Origin of the sequence: Konateibacter massiliensis (assembly GCF_900184995.1) — a bacterium.
GTDB classification, from domain to species: Bacteria; Bacillota; Clostridia; order Lachnospirales; family Lachnospiraceae; genus Lachnotalea; species Lachnotalea massiliensis.
Genome location: NZ_LT860099.1, coordinates 1,302,203 through 1,319,105, shown reverse-complemented (window position 1 = coordinate 1,319,105; position 16,903 = coordinate 1,302,203). Strand labels below are relative to the sequence as shown.

The following is a 16,903-nucleotide window of genomic DNA, read 5'->3' as shown; positions in this document are numbered from 1 at the left end:
AAAGGGCTGAAAAATATGCAGTTAATTCAAAACAGAATGGTTGTCAAGGTGGGAACGTCCACGCTGACAAATGAAACGGGACAAAATAATCTGCGGGCTTTTGACCAAATCGCCTGCGTACTGGCGGATATTCAAAATATGGGGTATGAAATAATATTAGTATCCTCTGGTGCAATTGCAGTGGGCACGAACAAGCTAAAAATGAAAACGCGTCCTTCGGGTATGCGCCTAAAGCAGGCTGCCGCGGCAGTAGGACAATGCAGGATTATGCATTTGTATAATAAATTTTTTAGTGATTACGATAAAATAACGGCACAAATCCTGTTAAACGCCGAGGATATGGAAATTGAGGAAAAGAAAGAAAACCTCATCAACACCTTTGATGCCTTGCTTGAGATGGGAATTATCCCAGTCGTCAATGAAAATGATTCGGTCAGTTACACAGAAATTGAGTCAGAGGACAGGCTATTTGGCGACAACGATATGCTGTCTGCCGTGGTTGCCGTACTGTGCAGGGCAAGAAGGCTGGTAATATTATCCGATATCGACGGTTTTTACGACCATGATCCCCGCCTCTATCCAAATGCAAAGCGGATAGAGCGTGTCACCAAGATAGATGAAGAGGTAGAGTCTTTGGCAGGAGGCGTAGGTTCAAGGCGAGGAACAGGTGGCATGAAAACAAAGCTGAAAGCGGCAAAGCTTGCAAACCTTCAAGGAATTGACACAATTATTGCAAACGGTAAAAACCCTGCTGCTTTGTATGAGGTGATAAGGGGAGGCAGCGTTGGGACGCTGTTTGTCGGAGGGGGAAACTAGTGTTGCGCAGTCACAGAGTCAAGATGCTTCATCAAACGTTATAATTAGAAAGTCGAACTTTTCACAGGTTCGACTTTTTGACGCTTAAAACCTAATAAATCACCCTCTGTTTTGGATAAAATGAACTAAGAAAAAAATGAACCTTTCCTTTTTGTTGACAAAATGTATAATGGTGGTACAACAACGACGGAGGAAAAAATACATATGAATACGGAAAAGTTAGATTGCTATATCAGAGATTATTTATCGCATCATAAACGGTATCGTGAAAATGAATTATGCTACGAGGACGGCTGTGTGTTACTAGGTGCAAAAGCATTGTATGAAGCGACGAAGGATAAATTTTATTTGGATTTTGTGACAAGGAATGTTGCCCCTTTTATCACGGAGGAGGGTGAGATTTTGGGTTATCGGTTTGAGGCATTCAATCTGGACAATATCAACTCGGGAAAAATACTGTTCTTTTTATATGATGAGACCGGTGAGGAGAAATACAGACGTGCAATTGAGACCATTATGGAAAAACAGGTAAGAGTGCAGCCGAGAACAAAGGAAGGAAACTTCTGGCATAAAAACATCTATCCGAATCAGGTATGGCTGGATGGCTTATTTATGGCACAGCCGTTTTATATGGAATATGAGACACGCTACAACAAGCAGGAGCATTATGCTGATATCACAGGGCAGTTTAAAAATGTAAGAAAACACCTGTTTCAGGAAGAAAAAAAGCTCTATTATCATGGCTACGATGAAACAAGAACAAGAATCTGGGCAGATAAGGAGACAGGCTGTTCCCCGAATTTCTGGCTGCGTTCGATGGGCTGGTACCTCATGGCACTGGTTGATACCTACGACAGTGCTTCCGACCAAATTTACGAGCATTACAGAATGTTACAAGACCTCTTAAAAGAAGCGGTAAAAGGTATTCTGCCATATCAGGATGAAGAAACAAAGCTCTTTTACCAGTTGATTGACCTGCCAAATCAAGAGGGAAATTATCTGGAAACCTCCGGCAGTATCATGATCGCCTATGCGGTATTAAAGGGCTGTCGATTAGGGGCATTGTTGTCGGAAAAATATAAGTACAGGGCAGAGGAAATTTTAGCTTCCCTGATTGAAAACAGGCTGGAGGAGCGAGACGGCGAGCTTCACTTAACGGGGGTCTGCTCAGTAGCAGGACTTGGGCCAAACGAAGAACGAGACGGAAGCATTGCATATTACCTATCTGAGCCGATTGTCGATGACGATCACAAGGCGGCAGGTGCGCTTATGCTTTTGTACAGCGAATATTTGAAAGGAGACAGGTAGAGAATATGAATGCTGAATTAATCTTTTTTAATGCCAGAACCGCGGTTTTTGAACTGACAGGTGCAGGCAGATTTAAAACGAAGCAGCCATATGAGCTGTTTATAAACGGCGAGTTTTACATAGAAAGCAGCAAGGCGGTTCAGTCGGTTTCAGACTTAAAGCCAGATACAAAATATCTGTTTGAGATAAAATCAGGCGGAGAAATTGAGAAAATTAGCTTCCATACACAGAAAGAATATGTTACATTAGAGGTTGAAAAATTCGGGGCAAAAGGTGACGGAATTCAGGATGACACCAGTTTTATCCAGACGGCAATCAACTGCTGTCCAAAAGGCGGAAGAGTATATATCGGAAAAGGAATCTACAAGATAACTTCCCTCTTTTTAAAGGACGATTTGAACATAGAGCTTGGTAAAGATGCTGTTTTGTCCGCATTTACCGAAAAAGAGAAATTTTCAATTATTCCGGGAACCATTGAAAGTTATGATGAGACTGAGGATTACAATCTGGGAAGCTGGGAGGGAAATCCGCTTCCTACCTATGCAAGTATCTTAAACGGTATTTATGTAAAGAATGTAACAATTACCGGAGAAGGAACCCTGGACGGGAACGGCAGCGTTGACAACTGGTGGAGCTACAAACGAGAAAAGGGAATGCCGTTTCGTCCGAAAATGTTGTTTTTAAACCACTGTGAAAATGTGGTGGTACAGGGCATTACGATAAAAAACAGTCCTTCATGGACGCTTCACCCATATTTTTCAGATAACCTCAAATTTATTGACTTAAAAATACAAAACCCTGCTAATTCACCGAATACAGACGGTATGGACCCGGAATCCTGCAAAAATGTGGATATCATTGGCGTACATTTTACAGTGGGAGATGACTGCATTGCCATCAAATCAGGAAAAATATATATGGGTGCCAAGTTTAAAACACCTTGTGAAAACATGCTCATACAAAACTGTTTTATGGAGAGAGGGCATGGTGCGGTGACAATCGGCAGCGAGATGGCTGGCGGCGTCAAAAATTTGCTCGTGAAGGATTGTGTGTTCTTTGATACAGACAGAGGACTTCGCATTAAGACGAGAAGAGGCAGGGGAAAAGATGCCATTCTGGATAACATTGTATTTGAAGACATTGAGATGGACGAGGTGAAAACTCCGTTTGTTATCAATAACTTTTATTTCTGCGACCCAGATGGACGTACGTGGTATGTCAGGACAAAGGAAAAACAGCCCATTGATGAGCGGACACCCGAAATACGCTCCCTCATCTTTAAAAATATCAAGGCGTACAACTGCCATTTTGCCGCATTTTTCTTATATGGATTGCCGGAGCAAAAAATAAGGCAGGTAAGTCTTGAAAATATTGAGGTTACCTATGCGAAAAATGCGCAGGCGGGATATCCGGCGATGATGGAAGAGTTAGAGCCTGTTTCAAGACTTGGTTTGTATGCCAATAACATAGAGCAGCTTGAGGTGAAAAATGTTATCATAGAAGGCTGTGATGGTGAGCCGTTTCAGGTAGAACATGTAGACAGATATAAAAAGGAGTAAGAGATGAGTGAAAATCAGATTATTTTGCAAGTATCGAAAGTAAAAGAAAACAGCTATCAGACATTGGAAGAAGCGATTTGTGCGGCAAAAAGCTACAGGGGAAAGCCTGTTACAATCCGCCTTGACAAGGGGATTTACAAGGAAAAATGCATTATCAAGCAGGACTTTGTGACCTTGGAGGGAGAGGGAGCGTCTGAGACGATTCTCACCTTTGACGATTACGCAAAACAGATATTGGAGGATGGGGAAAAAAGAGGAACATTTCGTACCCCGACCTTATTTATAGATGGAGACGATTTCACGGCAAGAAACATTACCTTTGAGAACAGTTCAGGTCCGGGTGTGCAGGTAGGACAGGCGTTGGCGCTCTATGTGGATGGGGACAGAATGATGTTTGAGGACTGCCGGTTCTTAGGCGGACAGGATACGCTGTTTACGGCCCCGCTTCCGATTACACCGTTTGAGAAGAACGGTTTTAGAGGACCGAAAGAATTTGAGCCGAGAAAGCACGGCAGACATTATTACAAAAACTGCTTTATCTGCGGTGATGTTGATTTTATTTTTGGAGGTGCCACGGCGTATTTTGAGGGCTGTGAGATTTTCTCAAACAATTTAGGACAAGAGATAAACGGCTATGTCACTGCACCTTCTACCTTGCCGGAAGTACCGGGCTATGTGTTTGACAACTGCAAATTTACAAGCGATTGTGAGCCGAAAACGGTTTATCTTGGAAGACCTTGGAGAGACTATGCCAAGGTTACAATCATGAACAGCGAGATAGGAGCCCATATCAAGGATGAGGGCTGGCATGACTGGGATAAAACACATGCGAGAGAGACTGCTGAGTTTGCGGAGTATAACAACACAGGGGCAGGCGCTGATATGAAGCACAGACCGGAGTGGGTGAAAAAATTAACAAAGAGCGAAGCAGAAAAATATAAAATTGAAAATATTTTGGGAGGCTGGGTGCTGCCCAATTAAGTTAGGAGTTTATTGTGAAAAAAAAGAACCTAAATCATTTCAAGAGTAAATTGTTTGTGAAATTATTTATGTCGTATCTGATTATTATCAGCTTATTTTTCGTGGCATTCTCAGGTTTTATTATTTATAATGCAGTTACGGAATTTCGCAGTAAGAAAAATCAAGAATACAACCTAAAGGCAGAGGCACTGGCAAAATCAATGGATTTGCAGGTACTAAGTGCAAACAATATCATGGCAAGTGTGAACGGTTCGGAGACGATAAGACAGATGTACTTAAATGGAGTCGTGGAAGGAAAAAGCATTGACTCCTATTTGCTTTACAAAAGCCTCGGAGAGCTTACGAAGATGAAGAAGCTTGGCAATAATCTGGATATTATCAATGTGATTGTTTTGTTTAACGGCTATAACAAGGCGTATGCAGGCGGCTTAGTTGTTCCGCTGAAGGAAAATTATATGATTTCGGGCTATGCAGAGCCTTACAACGGCATCACGACGGTAGGCGAGCTTTTGAAGATGAAAGAAATTTCGGATATCCTATTCAACAAGGAAAGCATTATCTATGGCGATGATTATCACTATTCGTCCAGCAGCGGAGTTGTCAACGGAACAATCCTTGTTATGTTCAATAAAAAGAGCTTGGATGTAAAGCTTGAGGACATTGTAAGCGAGCGGATGGGGATGTCTATCTAGTATGGGGGAAATGATATCATCCGGTCAGGTGACGAGGGAGGGGTTTTATTTTCCAGCAATTCCGATGTAGACAGAAATCTGGTTTATAATATTTATATCAGCAAGGATGAATTTAAAATGGGAATTGAGCCTTCCGTCTATATCGGAATAGGCTTTATCATTATCACCAGTATGATATTTATTTTCTCTGCTTATACGATGTCAAAACGGTACTATTCCCCGATTAACAATATCGTAAGTATCATGCCGCCTTCCAGAACAGAAGGCGATGAGTTTGACCAGATTATTGATGAGATTCAAAATTTAATCGGTGAGAGAAACGGTTATCGTGAGAAGATGGTCACCATTTCTCCTTATGCAAGGCAGGGAATGCTTCATGGTATCCTAAACGGCAATATGGAGCAGGAGCGGCTCGAGATTTTAAGTGACAATAACTTTATTGACTTGAAGAAACCGTATTTTGAGCTAATACTTGCAAATATTGATTATCAGGGAGAAAACCAGATCAGAGATATCCATTATGTGGATATTGTTGATATTATTCAAAATGTTTGCGCAAATCTATCAACAGAGGAAACGCAAATACTTTGCTATATTAAGGACAGCAAGAATTTGTTCCTCATTATAAACAGTGAAGAAGAGGAGGAATTGGAAAACAAAATATTCCTGCTTCACAACGCAATTTTAAAAGAAATTGATGATGAGAGTTTTATGATTACGTTTGGTGTCAGCAAAATTCAGGACAATATGAATGCGCTGAAAGCAGCTTGTCAGGAGGCGATGGATGCCTTGGATAATATGCTGACAGGCGGCAGAAATGCCATTTATTTTTATGAAAATTCTTATACTCAGGACAAAAAGGAATACTATTTTCCGAAGGAGGCAACAAGGCGTGTTGCAAAGGCATTAAAGGACAGAAATCTTGCAGATTTACGGGATTTTCTGGATGAAATATACAAAAACAATATGGACAAATATGACTCCTCGCCAAGAACCATCAGGCTTTTGGTGGATGAACTTCATATTGTCACGTTAAATGCCTTAAAGACAAATACATCCCTTAGCACAACGCAGATTCAGATTGACAAGATGGAAAGCAATGTGACGTTGGAAGAAATTTTCCGCTATTATTATGTAATTTACGAGACGATCTGCAATCAGCTTGAAGATTTGGTGACACCGAATCAGGATATAGAGAAATTGAACCAAGACATCATTGACTATATCAACCAAAATTTCAAAAATGCAGATATCTCTCTTGCGCATATTGGCGAATTATTTGGTGTGAGCAACAAATATATTTCATTGATGTGCAAGAATTATTTAGGTTCAACCTACTTGCAATATATTCAGGACAAAAGAATTGAATATGCAAGTCATCTGCTTCAGACAACCGATTTCTCGTTGGAGCAGATAGCAGGAATGAGTGGCTACAGTAACATGCTGACCTTCCGAAGAAACTTCAAATCCATAATGGGAATGAACCCGAGTGACTATCGTAAATAGTAAATCATAAAGAGTTCAAGAAAGACTGAAAGAATTAGCTTGGTAAAAAATGAAGCATTCTTTTCAGTCTTTTTTTGCGTTAAAAGCCCAGTAATAGTGCTGTTTCCCGAAATGAACCATAGAAAAAAGTGAACCTTTTTTAATAAATGTGCAAGTAGTACAATAAAGTCACGGATTTGGGAAGGATTAGGACAAAGTGCACAAGACGAAAACGAAACAGCATTTTGATAGTCCTGAAATATGACAAGGAGTGATAAGAAAAGAATGTTAAAAAAAAGCAATGTTGTAAAACTGTCAAAAGCAGAAAAACGACAGTTATTAAAAAAGAATGTAAAGAGAGATAAGTATCTGCTTCTTATGTTTCTTCCGGTAGCAATTTATTACTTATTATTTTGCTACTTACCAATGACAGGTCTTGTAATGTCCTTTCAGGATTTTAAACCGGGGCAGGGCTTGCTTGGAATTTATACAGGAGACTGGGTGGGGCTGAAATGGTTTTATCAGTTCTTTACCTCGGCATTTGCATGGCAGCTGATACGGAATACTTTTTTACTGTCCTTTTATTCTCTAATATTTGGATTCCCGATACCGATTATATTTGCCATCTGTATTACACAAATTAAGAATAAACACGTACAAAGAAGCGCCCAGCTTATTACCTACCTTCCATATTTTATTTCAACCGTAGTAGTAGTAGGTATGCTGACAAACTTCTTATCACCCTCCACCGGTATTATCAACCAGATTATTGTAAAGCTGGGCGGTGAGCAGATTAATTTTATGAATACACCAAGCTGGTTCAGAACCTTGTATGTAGCTTCCGGTTCATGGCAGACCTTCGGTTTTAACTCTATTATATTCGTGGCAGCGATTATGGGAATTTCTCCTGATCTTTACGAGGCGATGAGAGTTGACGGTGCAAACAAGAGAGAGCAGATATGGCATCTCGTACTGCCGATGATTAAGCCTACGATTATTCTGCTGCTTATCATGTCCTTGGGAAGCTTATTGAGTGTTGGCTTTGAAAAAGTATACCTGATGTATAATCCTTCCGTTTATGATACGGCAGACGTTATTTCAACCTATGTATACAGACAGGGTATTGAAAATAAAAACTTCAGCTACGCGACAGCCGTTGGTTTGTTCAACTCTTTAGTCGGATTTACGATTGTAAGTATATCAAATTCATTCAGCCGTAAATTCAATGAAACATCAATTTGGTAAAAAGGAGTATTCATGAAAAGTCAAACAATACAAACAGTAAAGAAAAAGAAATTCATGAGTGAATTTCGAAATGAAGGATTTGGAGATAAAGTATTTGACGTTATTGTATGGATACTTGTCATACTGGCGGTATGCATCACTTTATACCCGTTCCTCTATGTAATCAGTATTTCCATCAGCTCCGGAACAGCAGTGTCAAAGGGCGAGGTTATGCTGTGGCCGGTAGGCTTTGATTTATCAACCTATGGCATTGTCATGCAGAACAAGCAACTCTGGGTTTCCTACGGCAACACGTTTTTCTATACAATAGTCGGAACCTTTTGCAACATCGCTTTTACCTGCCTTGCAGCATATCCGCTGTCAAGAAGACAGTTTTTTATGAGAAGGAAGCTGAACTTTTTTATTGCATTTACCATGTATTTCAGCGGCGGTTTGATACCGGGTTACATGGTAGTAACAGGACTGGGCCTGTACAACAGCAGACTTGCTATGATTATTCCGTTTCTGCTGAGCACCTACAATGTTATGATTTGCCGTTCGGCTATGGAGGCAATTCCGGAGGATTTATTTGAAAATGCGTCCTTGGAGGGAGCTAATGATTTCCAGATATTATGGAGAATTGCAATCCCGCTTATAAAACCGACTTTAGCCGTTCTTACTTTATACTATGCGGTGGCAAGATACAACGATTTCTTCAATGCAATGCTTTATCTTGGAAAAACAGAATTACAGCCGCTTCAGATGTATTTGAGAAAAACACTGATACTTGCTTCCACGGAAATATTACAGTCCGCCGGAGCAACCGGGGCAGCCGCAGCAGCGCAGTCAACCCTGAAAATCAGATATGTCTGTATCGTAATCGCGACACTGCCAATTCTTGCAATTTGCCCGTTCCTACAAAAATATTTGGTAAAGGGCACGATGCTTGGGGCGGTAAAAGAGTAGCCAAGAACTATTATGTGTATTATAATCTAAGGGCAAATGTCCGATGATTTTAATAAAATAAAAAAATCTAGGAGGATTTATTTATGAAGAAGGTAAAACAATTAACCGCTTTAGCACTTACACTTTCTTTGACCGCAACCGCTTTAATCGGATGTGGAAGCAGCAAGGAAAGCAGCAGTAACGGCGGGGAAGCAACGGAAACAGCAGATAGCTACAATTACACAGGTACAGGTCCGATTACGGACAAAGAGGATGCAACGCTCAGCATCTTGGCAACAAACTCATGGTATTCTACGGTAGACCTGACAAGTGATGACGCTCTTATCATCAAAGAGGTAGAAAAAAGAGCCGGCGTTGATGTGGACTGGACAATGATTGATCCAACGACCTACTTAGATGCAGTAAGCCCTATGCTGGCTTCCGGTACTGATTTACAGGATATCGTATATTTGCCGGACTTAGATCCAAACTCCGCTTATATCAAATCCGCTTTATTTGAGCCGCTTGATGAGCACTTTGATCTGATGCCAAACTACAAAGCATTTTTGGATGCAAATCCGGAAATTAAGGCCTCCCTTACCGCAACAGACGGACATATCTACTATGTACCGATTGTAGGTCTTACAGACAACTATTTGCCGGTTATTATGTTTAACCAGAAATGGCTGGATAAATTAAACATGGAGCAGCCGAAAACTTTAGATGAGTTTGTTACAATGCTGAAAGCATTCCGTGACAACGATATGAACGACAACGGAGACACCACAGATGAAATTCCGATGAGTGTTACCGCTGCGAACCTTCCTTATATGCTTGGACCTGCTTTTGGTCTTAATTTACAGGATGGCTTCTATGAAGACGAGCAGGGTGTTGTACATTATTCTTATGCAGAGAGTGAGAACTACAAAGCATATTTAAGCTTCTTACATGATTTGTATGAAGAAGGTTTATTGGAAATGGAATATACTTCCTTGACTCGTGACCAGATTACAGAGAGATTTGCGCAGAACACAACAGGTGTTACGTTTGATTACAGCTGGCAGATGTCCCAGTTATACAGTGCACAATTCCCAGACTATGACGGCGAGACCGGTATCGTAGTTGGTGGCGCTCCGCTTTCAGGAGACTATGAAGGAGCATACATCGGACTGAATGCAGTAAAAGGTATTTTTGGTGTAACAACAGACAGTAAAAATCAGAGCCTTGCATTAAAATTCTTAGACTTTGCAATGAGCGAGGAATGCCAGGAATTATATTCATGGGGAATTGAAGGCGAGAGCTATACGGTTGCAGATGACGGAACAAAAGCCTTCACAGAAAAAGCATTAGACGATAACTTATGGTTACAGCAGTTAGGTATCAACCCACCTCCAATGCCATACCACAACAGCATTGAAGCAACCAATGTATTACTTCCTCAGTGGCATGTAGACATTGATACAGAGCTTGCTACGATGACAAAATCACCTTGGCCGCAGATATATGCAACTCAGGAGGAGTCAATCGTACTTTCTCAGTACTTGGTTGATATTCAGACCTATGTAGATCAGATGGCGGTAGCATTTATCTCAGGCAATACAAGCTTAGATGATTTTGACAGCTACTTATCCACTCTTACAACCATGCATGTAGATGATATCATTAAAATTAAGCAAGAGCAGTATGACAGATATCAGGATGCGCTGAAATAAAAAGCAACAAATATCACATACAAACATGACAAATAGAAAAGTTGGAGCTGCCAAATGGCGGTTCCAACTTGTTGTTATAAAATAAAATTTAATTCAGATGGAAGTTATCCTCCTCACTTAAGAAATGGGAGTGTTACAGTCGGTAGTCATCAGACGAAAAGGAGCGCAGGGATGGAAGGGACAGGAAATACGATAAAAATAGAACAATATTACACAAGCATAGAACATTTAAAAAAGAAGTTTGACGAGGGAAGAAAAAGTAAATTTACGGGTAAAACACAGGAAGAATTCGAAAGCTGGAAGGCAAATACACGAGAACTTTTAAAAAAACTGATTGGCTTGGATAAAATGGAAAGCTGTGACTTGGAAGCAAGAACCGTAGAAATCATTCAACCGGAAGAGGGTATCACGCGCGAGAAAGTAATCATACAGGTAGAGCCGGGGGTTTATATGCCTATTTTCATTCTGATACCGGACGAGAAAAATGAGGATCAGATTTCCTACTGCCTTGCCCTGCCGGGACATACGGGAGCCGGCAAATACTCAATTGCGGGCTGTGCAGAGATTCCGGCTGTGGCAGAGAGGATTGAGCAGTTTGACTACGATTACGGATTAAGGCTTGCGAGACTTGGCTATGTAACGCTCTGCCCTGACATCAGGGGCTTTGGCGAGAGGAGAGAGGAAGCGCTGCAATCGGATGATGATATGTCATTTGTGAGCGGAAGCTGTTTTCATCTTGCACATATGGCGGAGCCGCTGGGGCAGACTGTCATCGGCATGAATGTGTGGGATATGATGTGCCTGCTAAACTATATTGAAACGCGCGGAGAATGGAAAAGTGATAAGGTCGGCTGTGTAGGTTTTTCGGGAGGCGGCTTATTGACACTGTGGCTTTCTGCCTTGGATGACAGAATTGGAAAGTCTTTAATCAGCGGTTATCTGTATGGTTATAAGGATTCACTTTTAGAATTAAACGGAAATTGCAGCTGTAACTATGTGCCTCATCTTTGGGAATATGTGGATATGGGGGATATTGCAGCAATGCTTGCCCCGCGGCCTGTTATCATTCAGTCTTGCAAGGAAGATCATTTAAACGGTAAAAGAGGCTTGGAAAATGTCAGGGAACAACTTGAGATTATGAAGCAAGCGTACTGTGTATTGAACAAAGAGGGACAGATGATACACGATGTGAGAGAAGGCGGACATTCCTTTCATCATGCAGTTTTGGAGGGATTTACAAAATTGGATAGCAGCAGGACATAAAATTTTTAAAATTAATTAATTGACAATTATTGATTGATTCTTTTTCTTGTTTTATAATAATAGATATGAAACTGCTGTTATGCATACATACTAAGAATTTGATAGAATAAGATAAGTCGGAGGTATTTATGTTATGGAAGATTGCTGCGGAAGCGGCAATGAAACAAAGTCTGGAGAGATTTGATGAAAGAAAACAAACAGAATAAGATTACATTTAGAACTGTCAAAAAATATGTCCTAATTCTTGTCGGGTGTCTGATTGCGGCTGTAGGGCTTGAGCTGTTTTTGATACCGAATAATATTATTGACGGCGGAGTCGTCGGTATCTCGATTATAGCCCATTATCTTACAGGTATTCCTCTTGGTGTTTTTACATTTATATTGAACCTTCCTTTTTTGGCTCTTGGTTATAAACAAATCGGAAAGACATTTGTGATAACCTCTTTATATTCAAATGCTGTATTTTCAATCTTTACGTTGATTTTCCACCCTATACCGGGTTTCACAAGCGACACATTGTTAGCTACTATATTCGGAGGAATTATACTTGGTGCCGGAATCGGCTTAATTCTTCGCTACGGAGGTTCCTTAGACGGAACGGAAATCGTAGCAATTATCATATGCAAGGGTGCATCTCTTTCAATTGGTCAGGTTGTTATGTTTTTCAATATATTTATCTTTTCCGGTGCGGCACTTGTACTTGGCTGGGATAGAGCACTTTACTCCATGCTTACATATTTTGTAGCACATAAGGCGATGGATGTTATCATCGACGGCTTCGATGAGGCAAAAGCAGTTATGATTGTGACAGATAGGGGCGATGAAGTGGCAGATGCCATTCGAGACCGCTTGGGAAGAAGTGTTACATTCTTGGAAGGGCAGGGCGGTTACTCCAAGGAAAAGAAGACCATTCTCTATTCTGTGGTAACACGACTGGAAATATCCAAGATTCGCTCAATCATTGATGACAAGGATAGAAACGCATTTGTCACAATCAATGATGTGTCTGATGTAATGGGCGGAACGGAGAGAAAGCGAGCAATACATTAAAAAGAAAAGCACAAAGTGTGGGCAGAGCCCACACTTTTTTATACCATAGGAAAGTTCTCCGAACTTCCTATGGTATAAAAAACTATTTATGCGCACCTCGCGGAGTAGAAGTTGTTGCTGCGCAACCCGCTCGGGCGCGAAGTGTGAGCTTTGCTCACACTTTTTTAAGTAATGTCTGCCTTCTTGCTGCTGCACAATTCCCGCTTAGCCAGTAATGTCTCCAGAGTATCTCCAAGCTGGTTAAAAGCCGCGGCAAACAGCCCTATTTCCTCTTCTGTATAGCATTTAGCCATACTGCAGGCTATTAAGCTAATAAATGTAACGAACTCGCATTCATCCACTATACTCACCTCTCTATAATATATTCTGATTGCCCTGTGGCTTTACCGTTTGCAGGAAAAAAGAATAAAATTTATCAAATATAAATATTTTAAAAAATGTTGAAATATGGTATTATATAAGAATATTTGTTAGAACAAATAAAAAGTAGAGAATAAGGGAGATAGGAAGGGAATATTATGACAAAACAACAATATGAAAGGGCGAATAAAGCCGTATTTCCAGTAATTGTAATTGCACTTTTAATGATGTTCAGTTATGTGGCAATGGTTGCACAGGACGGAGGCATCAAATTAATCATTCAGAGTGCGGCGATTTTTCTGGCATTGATAATTAATATTATATTCTTTATATTGAAAAAGGATACAAAAAATTGCGCGACCGTTATGATGGTAAGCGTAGCAGCTGCTTATTTTGTAACCATGGTTGTCGGAGTTGATAAAATGCAGTATATTTACGGATATCCGTTTTTATTTGCATCCATGGTGTACTTGAATAAACGATATGTGATCGGAGGAAATTCAGTAATCCTTCTTGCAAATTTGGTAAGAGTAATCCGAAGTCTTGTGATGGGCGAAGATTATATAGATTATGCGATTATTTTGGTTATACTTATTATTATCGCATACTGTTCTTATGCGATTGCCAACCTGCTTCAGAAGTTCAACGAAGAAAATATGGAAAGTCTCGGCGAAGCGGCAAAGGAACAGAAAAAGATTGCAGACAGCATGTGTATTGTAGCAGACAATATCAGCGAACATTTTGAGAAGGCGAAGGGAATGCTGGAAACACTGAGAAACGGTATTGACAGCAATCATTTTGCAATGGACAATATTGCAGAGAGTACAGAGAGCACGGCAGATGCGATACAGAGACAGGCTGTTATGTGTTCTGAAATCAGAGACAACACGGATACGGCAGAGAAAGAAACACGGAAGATGATAGAAGCATCTAACCTTACCAAGGAAAATGTATCAGAAGGTGCCAAGCTTGTCAGAGGCTTAAAGGAACAGGCAACTAACGTGGAAGAGGCAAGTAAGGTGACCGTGGAAGCAACCAAACAGCTGACCCTTAAAGTGGATGAGGTTAAAAATATCATCGGAGCTATTTTAAATATTTCCAGCCAGACAAATCTTCTTGCACTGAATGCTTCTATTGAGGCGGCAAGAGCCGGAGAGGCAGGAAAAGGCTTCGCGGTGGTAGCGGATGAGATAAGACAGCTTTCCGAGCAGACCAAAGAGGCATCCAATCAGATTACACGTATTATTGAGCAATTGATTGAGGATGCGAAGAAGGCAACGGACAGCATTGAGCATTCCGCGTCATCAGTTGGCAAGCAGAATGAAATGATTGACATTACGAAGAGCAAATTTGAATTGATTGATCAGGAAGTAAATGAGCTGACAGCAACCATTCACAATACGGAGACGATTATTAAAAAGATTTTGACATCCACAGGCGTTATCGCAGACAATATCACACAGCTATCCTCAACAAGTGAGGAGGTTGCGGCATCCTCAACAGAAGGTGTTAAAACATCACAGGACGCAGTGGAAGAGATGAAACAGGTAACAAAGGTACTGGATGCTATCTACCTATTGGCAGAAGACCTGAAAAAATACGCAAATTAAGTATATACCCAAATTCTTAGTGAGGTATTTTACAAGCTTAGTATTTGTGGTATTATTGCTCGCGCTTGGCGAGGTGTTTTCGAGCCTAGCAAGACATATACCCAAATTCTTAGTGAGGTATTTCACGAACTTAGTATTTGTGGTATCATAAGGGTTGTCGTAAGAAAAGCCAACATGGCTTTGTTTTACGGCAACCCTATTTATACAAAGTGGCACAAAGAACAGAAGAATGTGTAAAGGGCATTCTCCGCGCTCGGGCGGGTTGCGCAGCAACTGCTTCCACTCCGCGAGGCGTGTATAAAAAACAATGGAGAGAATATGATAGACGAATTATTGGAAAAAATAAAAAGTCAGACCGATATAAGAAATAGCTTGAGTGAACTTAGAAAAGAGATAAAGGATAAGATGAAGAAGCGCTCCCTTCAATATAAGCTTGGGAATCAGTATGAGCTTCTCACTGAGCTGTTAAAGCACGAGGATGCAAAGACCAGAAAAAATGCAGCCCTTCTTCTTGGCGACCTCGAGATTGAGCAGGCGCTAAAGCCTCTTTATGAGAGCTATATCGCAGAGGATAAATTATTCATTAAAAGCTCTTATTTGAATGCGATTGGAAAGCTGGATTGTAGCAGCTATGTAAAGGAGTTAAAGGAGAGACAGGACGTTCTTTTAAAGGAAGAAATGTCTAAAGAGAATAAAAAACACATATTAGAGGAACTAAGGGAATTATCGAAAATATTGTCCCAATTTGAGGAGATAAAGCATCACACATTTACAGGCTATGAGGAGGAATCACAGCTTGTTTTGTTGACAAACCGTAATTACGTGGAAGCCACCTTGAATCAACTGGAAGGAATAAAGGCAAAGGAATTTAATGCGGGAGTTATACTTCAGACAAGAGAATTAAAGCGAATTCTGGAAATCAGGACTTATCAGGAGCTTTTGTTTATGCTTCCCGACATGAAGTCTTGCAAGGCGGATGCGGCGGCAGCAGCAAAACTTATTGCAAATTCGAGCTTGCTGGAATTTCTTACAAAAAGGCACAAGGGAGAGGCACCTTTTTATTTCAGAGTGGAGGTAAAAAGCAAACAGGAGCTTGACAAAAAGAGTGAGTTTGCAAAAAAACTTTCGCAGGAGCTTGAGCTTTTGACTGAGCGAAAGCTGCGAAACAACACTTCCCAATATGAGTTTGAGATAAGGGCGATACAGAATAAAGAAGGCAATTTCAATCTTTTGGTTAAGCTATTTACGGTACCGGATGAGCGTTTCATTTACCGGAAAAATGTGATTGCAACAAGTATAAAGCCGGTCAATGCTGCGTTGACAGCGGAGCTTGCAAAGGATTATTTGAAGCCGGATGCCTCTGTGTTAGACCCGTTTTGCGGTGTGGGAACGATGCTCATTGAGCGTCATAAGAGGGTGAAGGCGAATACGATGTACGGTTTGGACATTTTGGAGGAAGCCATACTCGGGGCGAGAGACAATACGAAGGAGGCATACCAGATTGCCCATTATATCAACAGGGATTTCTTTGAATTTAAACATGAGTACCTGTTTGATGAAGTCATCACGAATATGCCGTTCCAGATAGGAAGGACGACACAGGAGGATGTGGAAGCACTCTATCAGAGGTTCTTTGTCAAGGTGAAGGAGCACTTGAAGGAGGACGGTGTCATCATCCTATATTCCCACGACAAGGATACTGTCATTGTGGAAGCAAAGCAAAACGGTTTCCGGTTGGAGCAGTCGTTTGAGATATCCCAAAAAGAAGGAACCTATGTGATTGTATTGAAAATTTAGCCACGTGGGAAATAAGTCGCATTTAGGTATGAAATGCTTTAATATTCCAAAAATATATGATATGATTAATAATATAAGCCTTTTTGTCTGCCATTTATTCC

Annotated in this window: 14 protein-coding genes; 13 read left to right on the top strand and 1 reads right to left on the bottom strand. The window is 40.8% G+C overall.

Annotated features, from left to right (window positions below):
• Window positions 1-15: 15 nt before the first annotated feature.
• From proB to CTY48_RS11825, 11 genes are all read left to right on the top strand, one after another.
• The gene (proB, locus tag CTY48_RS11875) at window positions 16-816 is read left to right on the top strand and encodes a glutamate 5-kinase (RefSeq protein ID WP_099468698.1); all 801 of its coding nucleotides are present in this window, start codon (window positions 16-18) and stop codon (window positions 814-816) included.
• 204 nt (window positions 817-1,020) lie between these two features.
• On the top strand, window positions 1,021-2,124 hold the full coding sequence (locus tag CTY48_RS11870; RefSeq protein WP_099468697.1) for a glycoside hydrolase family 88/105 protein: 1,104 nt from the start codon (window positions 1,021-1,023) through the stop codon (window positions 2,122-2,124).
• Between the two features lie 5 nt (window positions 2,125-2,129).
• The gene (locus tag CTY48_RS11865) at window positions 2,130-3,683 is read left to right on the top strand and encodes a glycoside hydrolase family 28 protein (protein WP_099468696.1); all 1,554 of its coding nucleotides are present in this window, start codon (window positions 2,130-2,132) and stop codon (window positions 3,681-3,683) included.
• A gap of 3 nt (window positions 3,684-3,686) precedes the next feature.
• Window positions 3,687-4,664, top strand: a complete 978-nt coding sequence (locus CTY48_RS11860; protein ID WP_099468695.1) for a pectinesterase family protein — start codon at window positions 3,687-3,689, stop codon at window positions 4,662-4,664.
• Between the two features lie 14 nt (window positions 4,665-4,678).
• The gene (locus CTY48_RS11855) at window positions 4,679-5,356 is read left to right on the top strand and encodes a hypothetical protein (RefSeq protein ID WP_099468694.1); all 678 of its coding nucleotides are present in this window, start codon (window positions 4,679-4,681) and stop codon (window positions 5,354-5,356) included.
• A gap of 117 nt (window positions 5,357-5,473) precedes the next feature.
• Window positions 5,474-6,862: a helix-turn-helix domain-containing protein gene (locus tag CTY48_RS11850; RefSeq protein WP_099468693.1), complete on the top strand. Its 1,389-nt coding sequence runs from the start codon at window positions 5,474-5,476 to the stop codon at window positions 6,860-6,862.
• Between the two features lie 264 nt (window positions 6,863-7,126).
• Window positions 7,127-8,086, top strand: a complete 960-nt coding sequence (locus CTY48_RS11845) for an ABC transporter permease (RefSeq protein WP_099468692.1) — start codon at window positions 7,127-7,129, stop codon at window positions 8,084-8,086.
• A 12-nt stretch (window positions 8,087-8,098) separates the two neighbouring features.
• Window positions 8,099-9,031 (top strand): carbohydrate ABC transporter permease, encoded by a 933-nt coding sequence (locus CTY48_RS11840; protein WP_236354906.1) that lies wholly within the window; start codon window positions 8,099-8,101, stop codon window positions 9,029-9,031.
• Between the two features lie 83 nt (window positions 9,032-9,114).
• Window positions 9,115-10,722, top strand: a complete 1,608-nt coding sequence (locus CTY48_RS11835; RefSeq protein ID WP_099468691.1) for an extracellular solute-binding protein — start codon at window positions 9,115-9,117, stop codon at window positions 10,720-10,722.
• A 171-nt stretch (window positions 10,723-10,893) separates the two neighbouring features.
• Complete coding sequence (locus CTY48_RS11830; protein WP_099468690.1) at window positions 10,894-11,985, top strand: dienelactone hydrolase family protein; 1,092 nt, start codon at window positions 10,894-10,896, stop codon at window positions 11,983-11,985.
• A 183-nt stretch (window positions 11,986-12,168) separates the two neighbouring features.
• Window positions 12,169-13,035: a YitT family protein gene (locus CTY48_RS11825; protein WP_099468689.1), complete on the top strand. Its 867-nt coding sequence runs from the start codon at window positions 12,169-12,171 to the stop codon at window positions 13,033-13,035.
• A gap of 164 nt (window positions 13,036-13,199) precedes the next feature.
• Here CTY48_RS11825 and CTY48_RS19720 read toward each other — a convergent pair whose 3' ends face one another.
• Window positions 13,200-13,376 carry a DUF6774 domain-containing protein gene (locus tag CTY48_RS19720; protein WP_180272717.1) on the bottom strand — a complete coding sequence of 59 codons (177 nt, stop codon included), beginning with the start codon at window positions 13,374-13,376 and terminating at the stop codon, window positions 13,200-13,202.
• Window positions 13,377-13,553: 177 nt separating this feature from the next.
• On the opposite strand from CTY48_RS19720, the gene CTY48_RS11820 reads away from it, so the two are divergent.
• A complete protein-coding gene (locus tag CTY48_RS11820) occupies window positions 13,554-15,005 on the top strand; it encodes a methyl-accepting chemotaxis protein (RefSeq protein WP_099468688.1) in 1,452 nt (483 codons plus the stop codon).
• A gap of 318 nt (window positions 15,006-15,323) precedes the next feature.
• Window positions 15,324-16,802 (top strand): methyltransferase, encoded by a 1,479-nt coding sequence (locus CTY48_RS11815; protein ID WP_099468687.1) that lies wholly within the window; start codon window positions 15,324-15,326, stop codon window positions 16,800-16,802.
• The last annotated feature ends 101 nt before the right edge of the window (window positions 16,803-16,903 follow it).

Bases quoted from the DNA above. Each gene is read 5' to 3' on its own strand.
- proB (WP_099468698.1), top strand. From the start codon at position 16: ATGCAGTTAATTCAAAACAGAATGGTTGTCAAGGTGGGAACGTCCACG.
- CTY48_RS11870 (WP_099468697.1), top strand. From the start codon at position 1,021: ATGAATACGGAAAAGTTAGATTGCTATATCAGAGATTATTTATCGCAT.
- CTY48_RS11865 (WP_099468696.1), top strand. From the start codon at position 2,130: ATGAATGCTGAATTAATCTTTTTTAATGCCAGAACCGCGGTTTTTGAA.
- CTY48_RS11860 (WP_099468695.1), top strand. From the start codon at position 3,687: ATGAGTGAAAATCAGATTATTTTGCAAGTATCGAAAGTAAAAGAAAAC.
- CTY48_RS11850 (WP_099468693.1), top strand. From the start codon at position 5,474: ATGGGAATTGAGCCTTCCGTCTATATCGGAATAGGCTTTATCATTATC.
- CTY48_RS11845 (WP_099468692.1), top strand. From the start codon at position 7,127: ATGTTAAAAAAAAGCAATGTTGTAAAACTGTCAAAAGCAGAAAAACGA.
- CTY48_RS11840 (WP_236354906.1), top strand. From the start codon at position 8,099: ATGAAAAGTCAAACAATACAAACAGTAAAGAAAAAGAAATTCATGAGT.
- CTY48_RS11835 (WP_099468691.1), top strand. From the start codon at position 9,115: ATGAAGAAGGTAAAACAATTAACCGCTTTAGCACTTACACTTTCTTTG.
- CTY48_RS11830 (WP_099468690.1), top strand. From the start codon at position 10,894: ATGGAAGGGACAGGAAATACGATAAAAATAGAACAATATTACACAAGC.
- CTY48_RS11825 (WP_099468689.1), top strand. From the start codon at position 12,169: ATGAAAGAAAACAAACAGAATAAGATTACATTTAGAACTGTCAAAAAA.
- CTY48_RS11820 (WP_099468688.1), top strand. From the start codon at position 13,554: ATGACAAAACAACAATATGAAAGGGCGAATAAAGCCGTATTTCCAGTA.
- CTY48_RS11815 (WP_099468687.1), top strand. From the start codon at position 15,324: ATGATAGACGAATTATTGGAAAAAATAAAAAGTCAGACCGATATAAGA.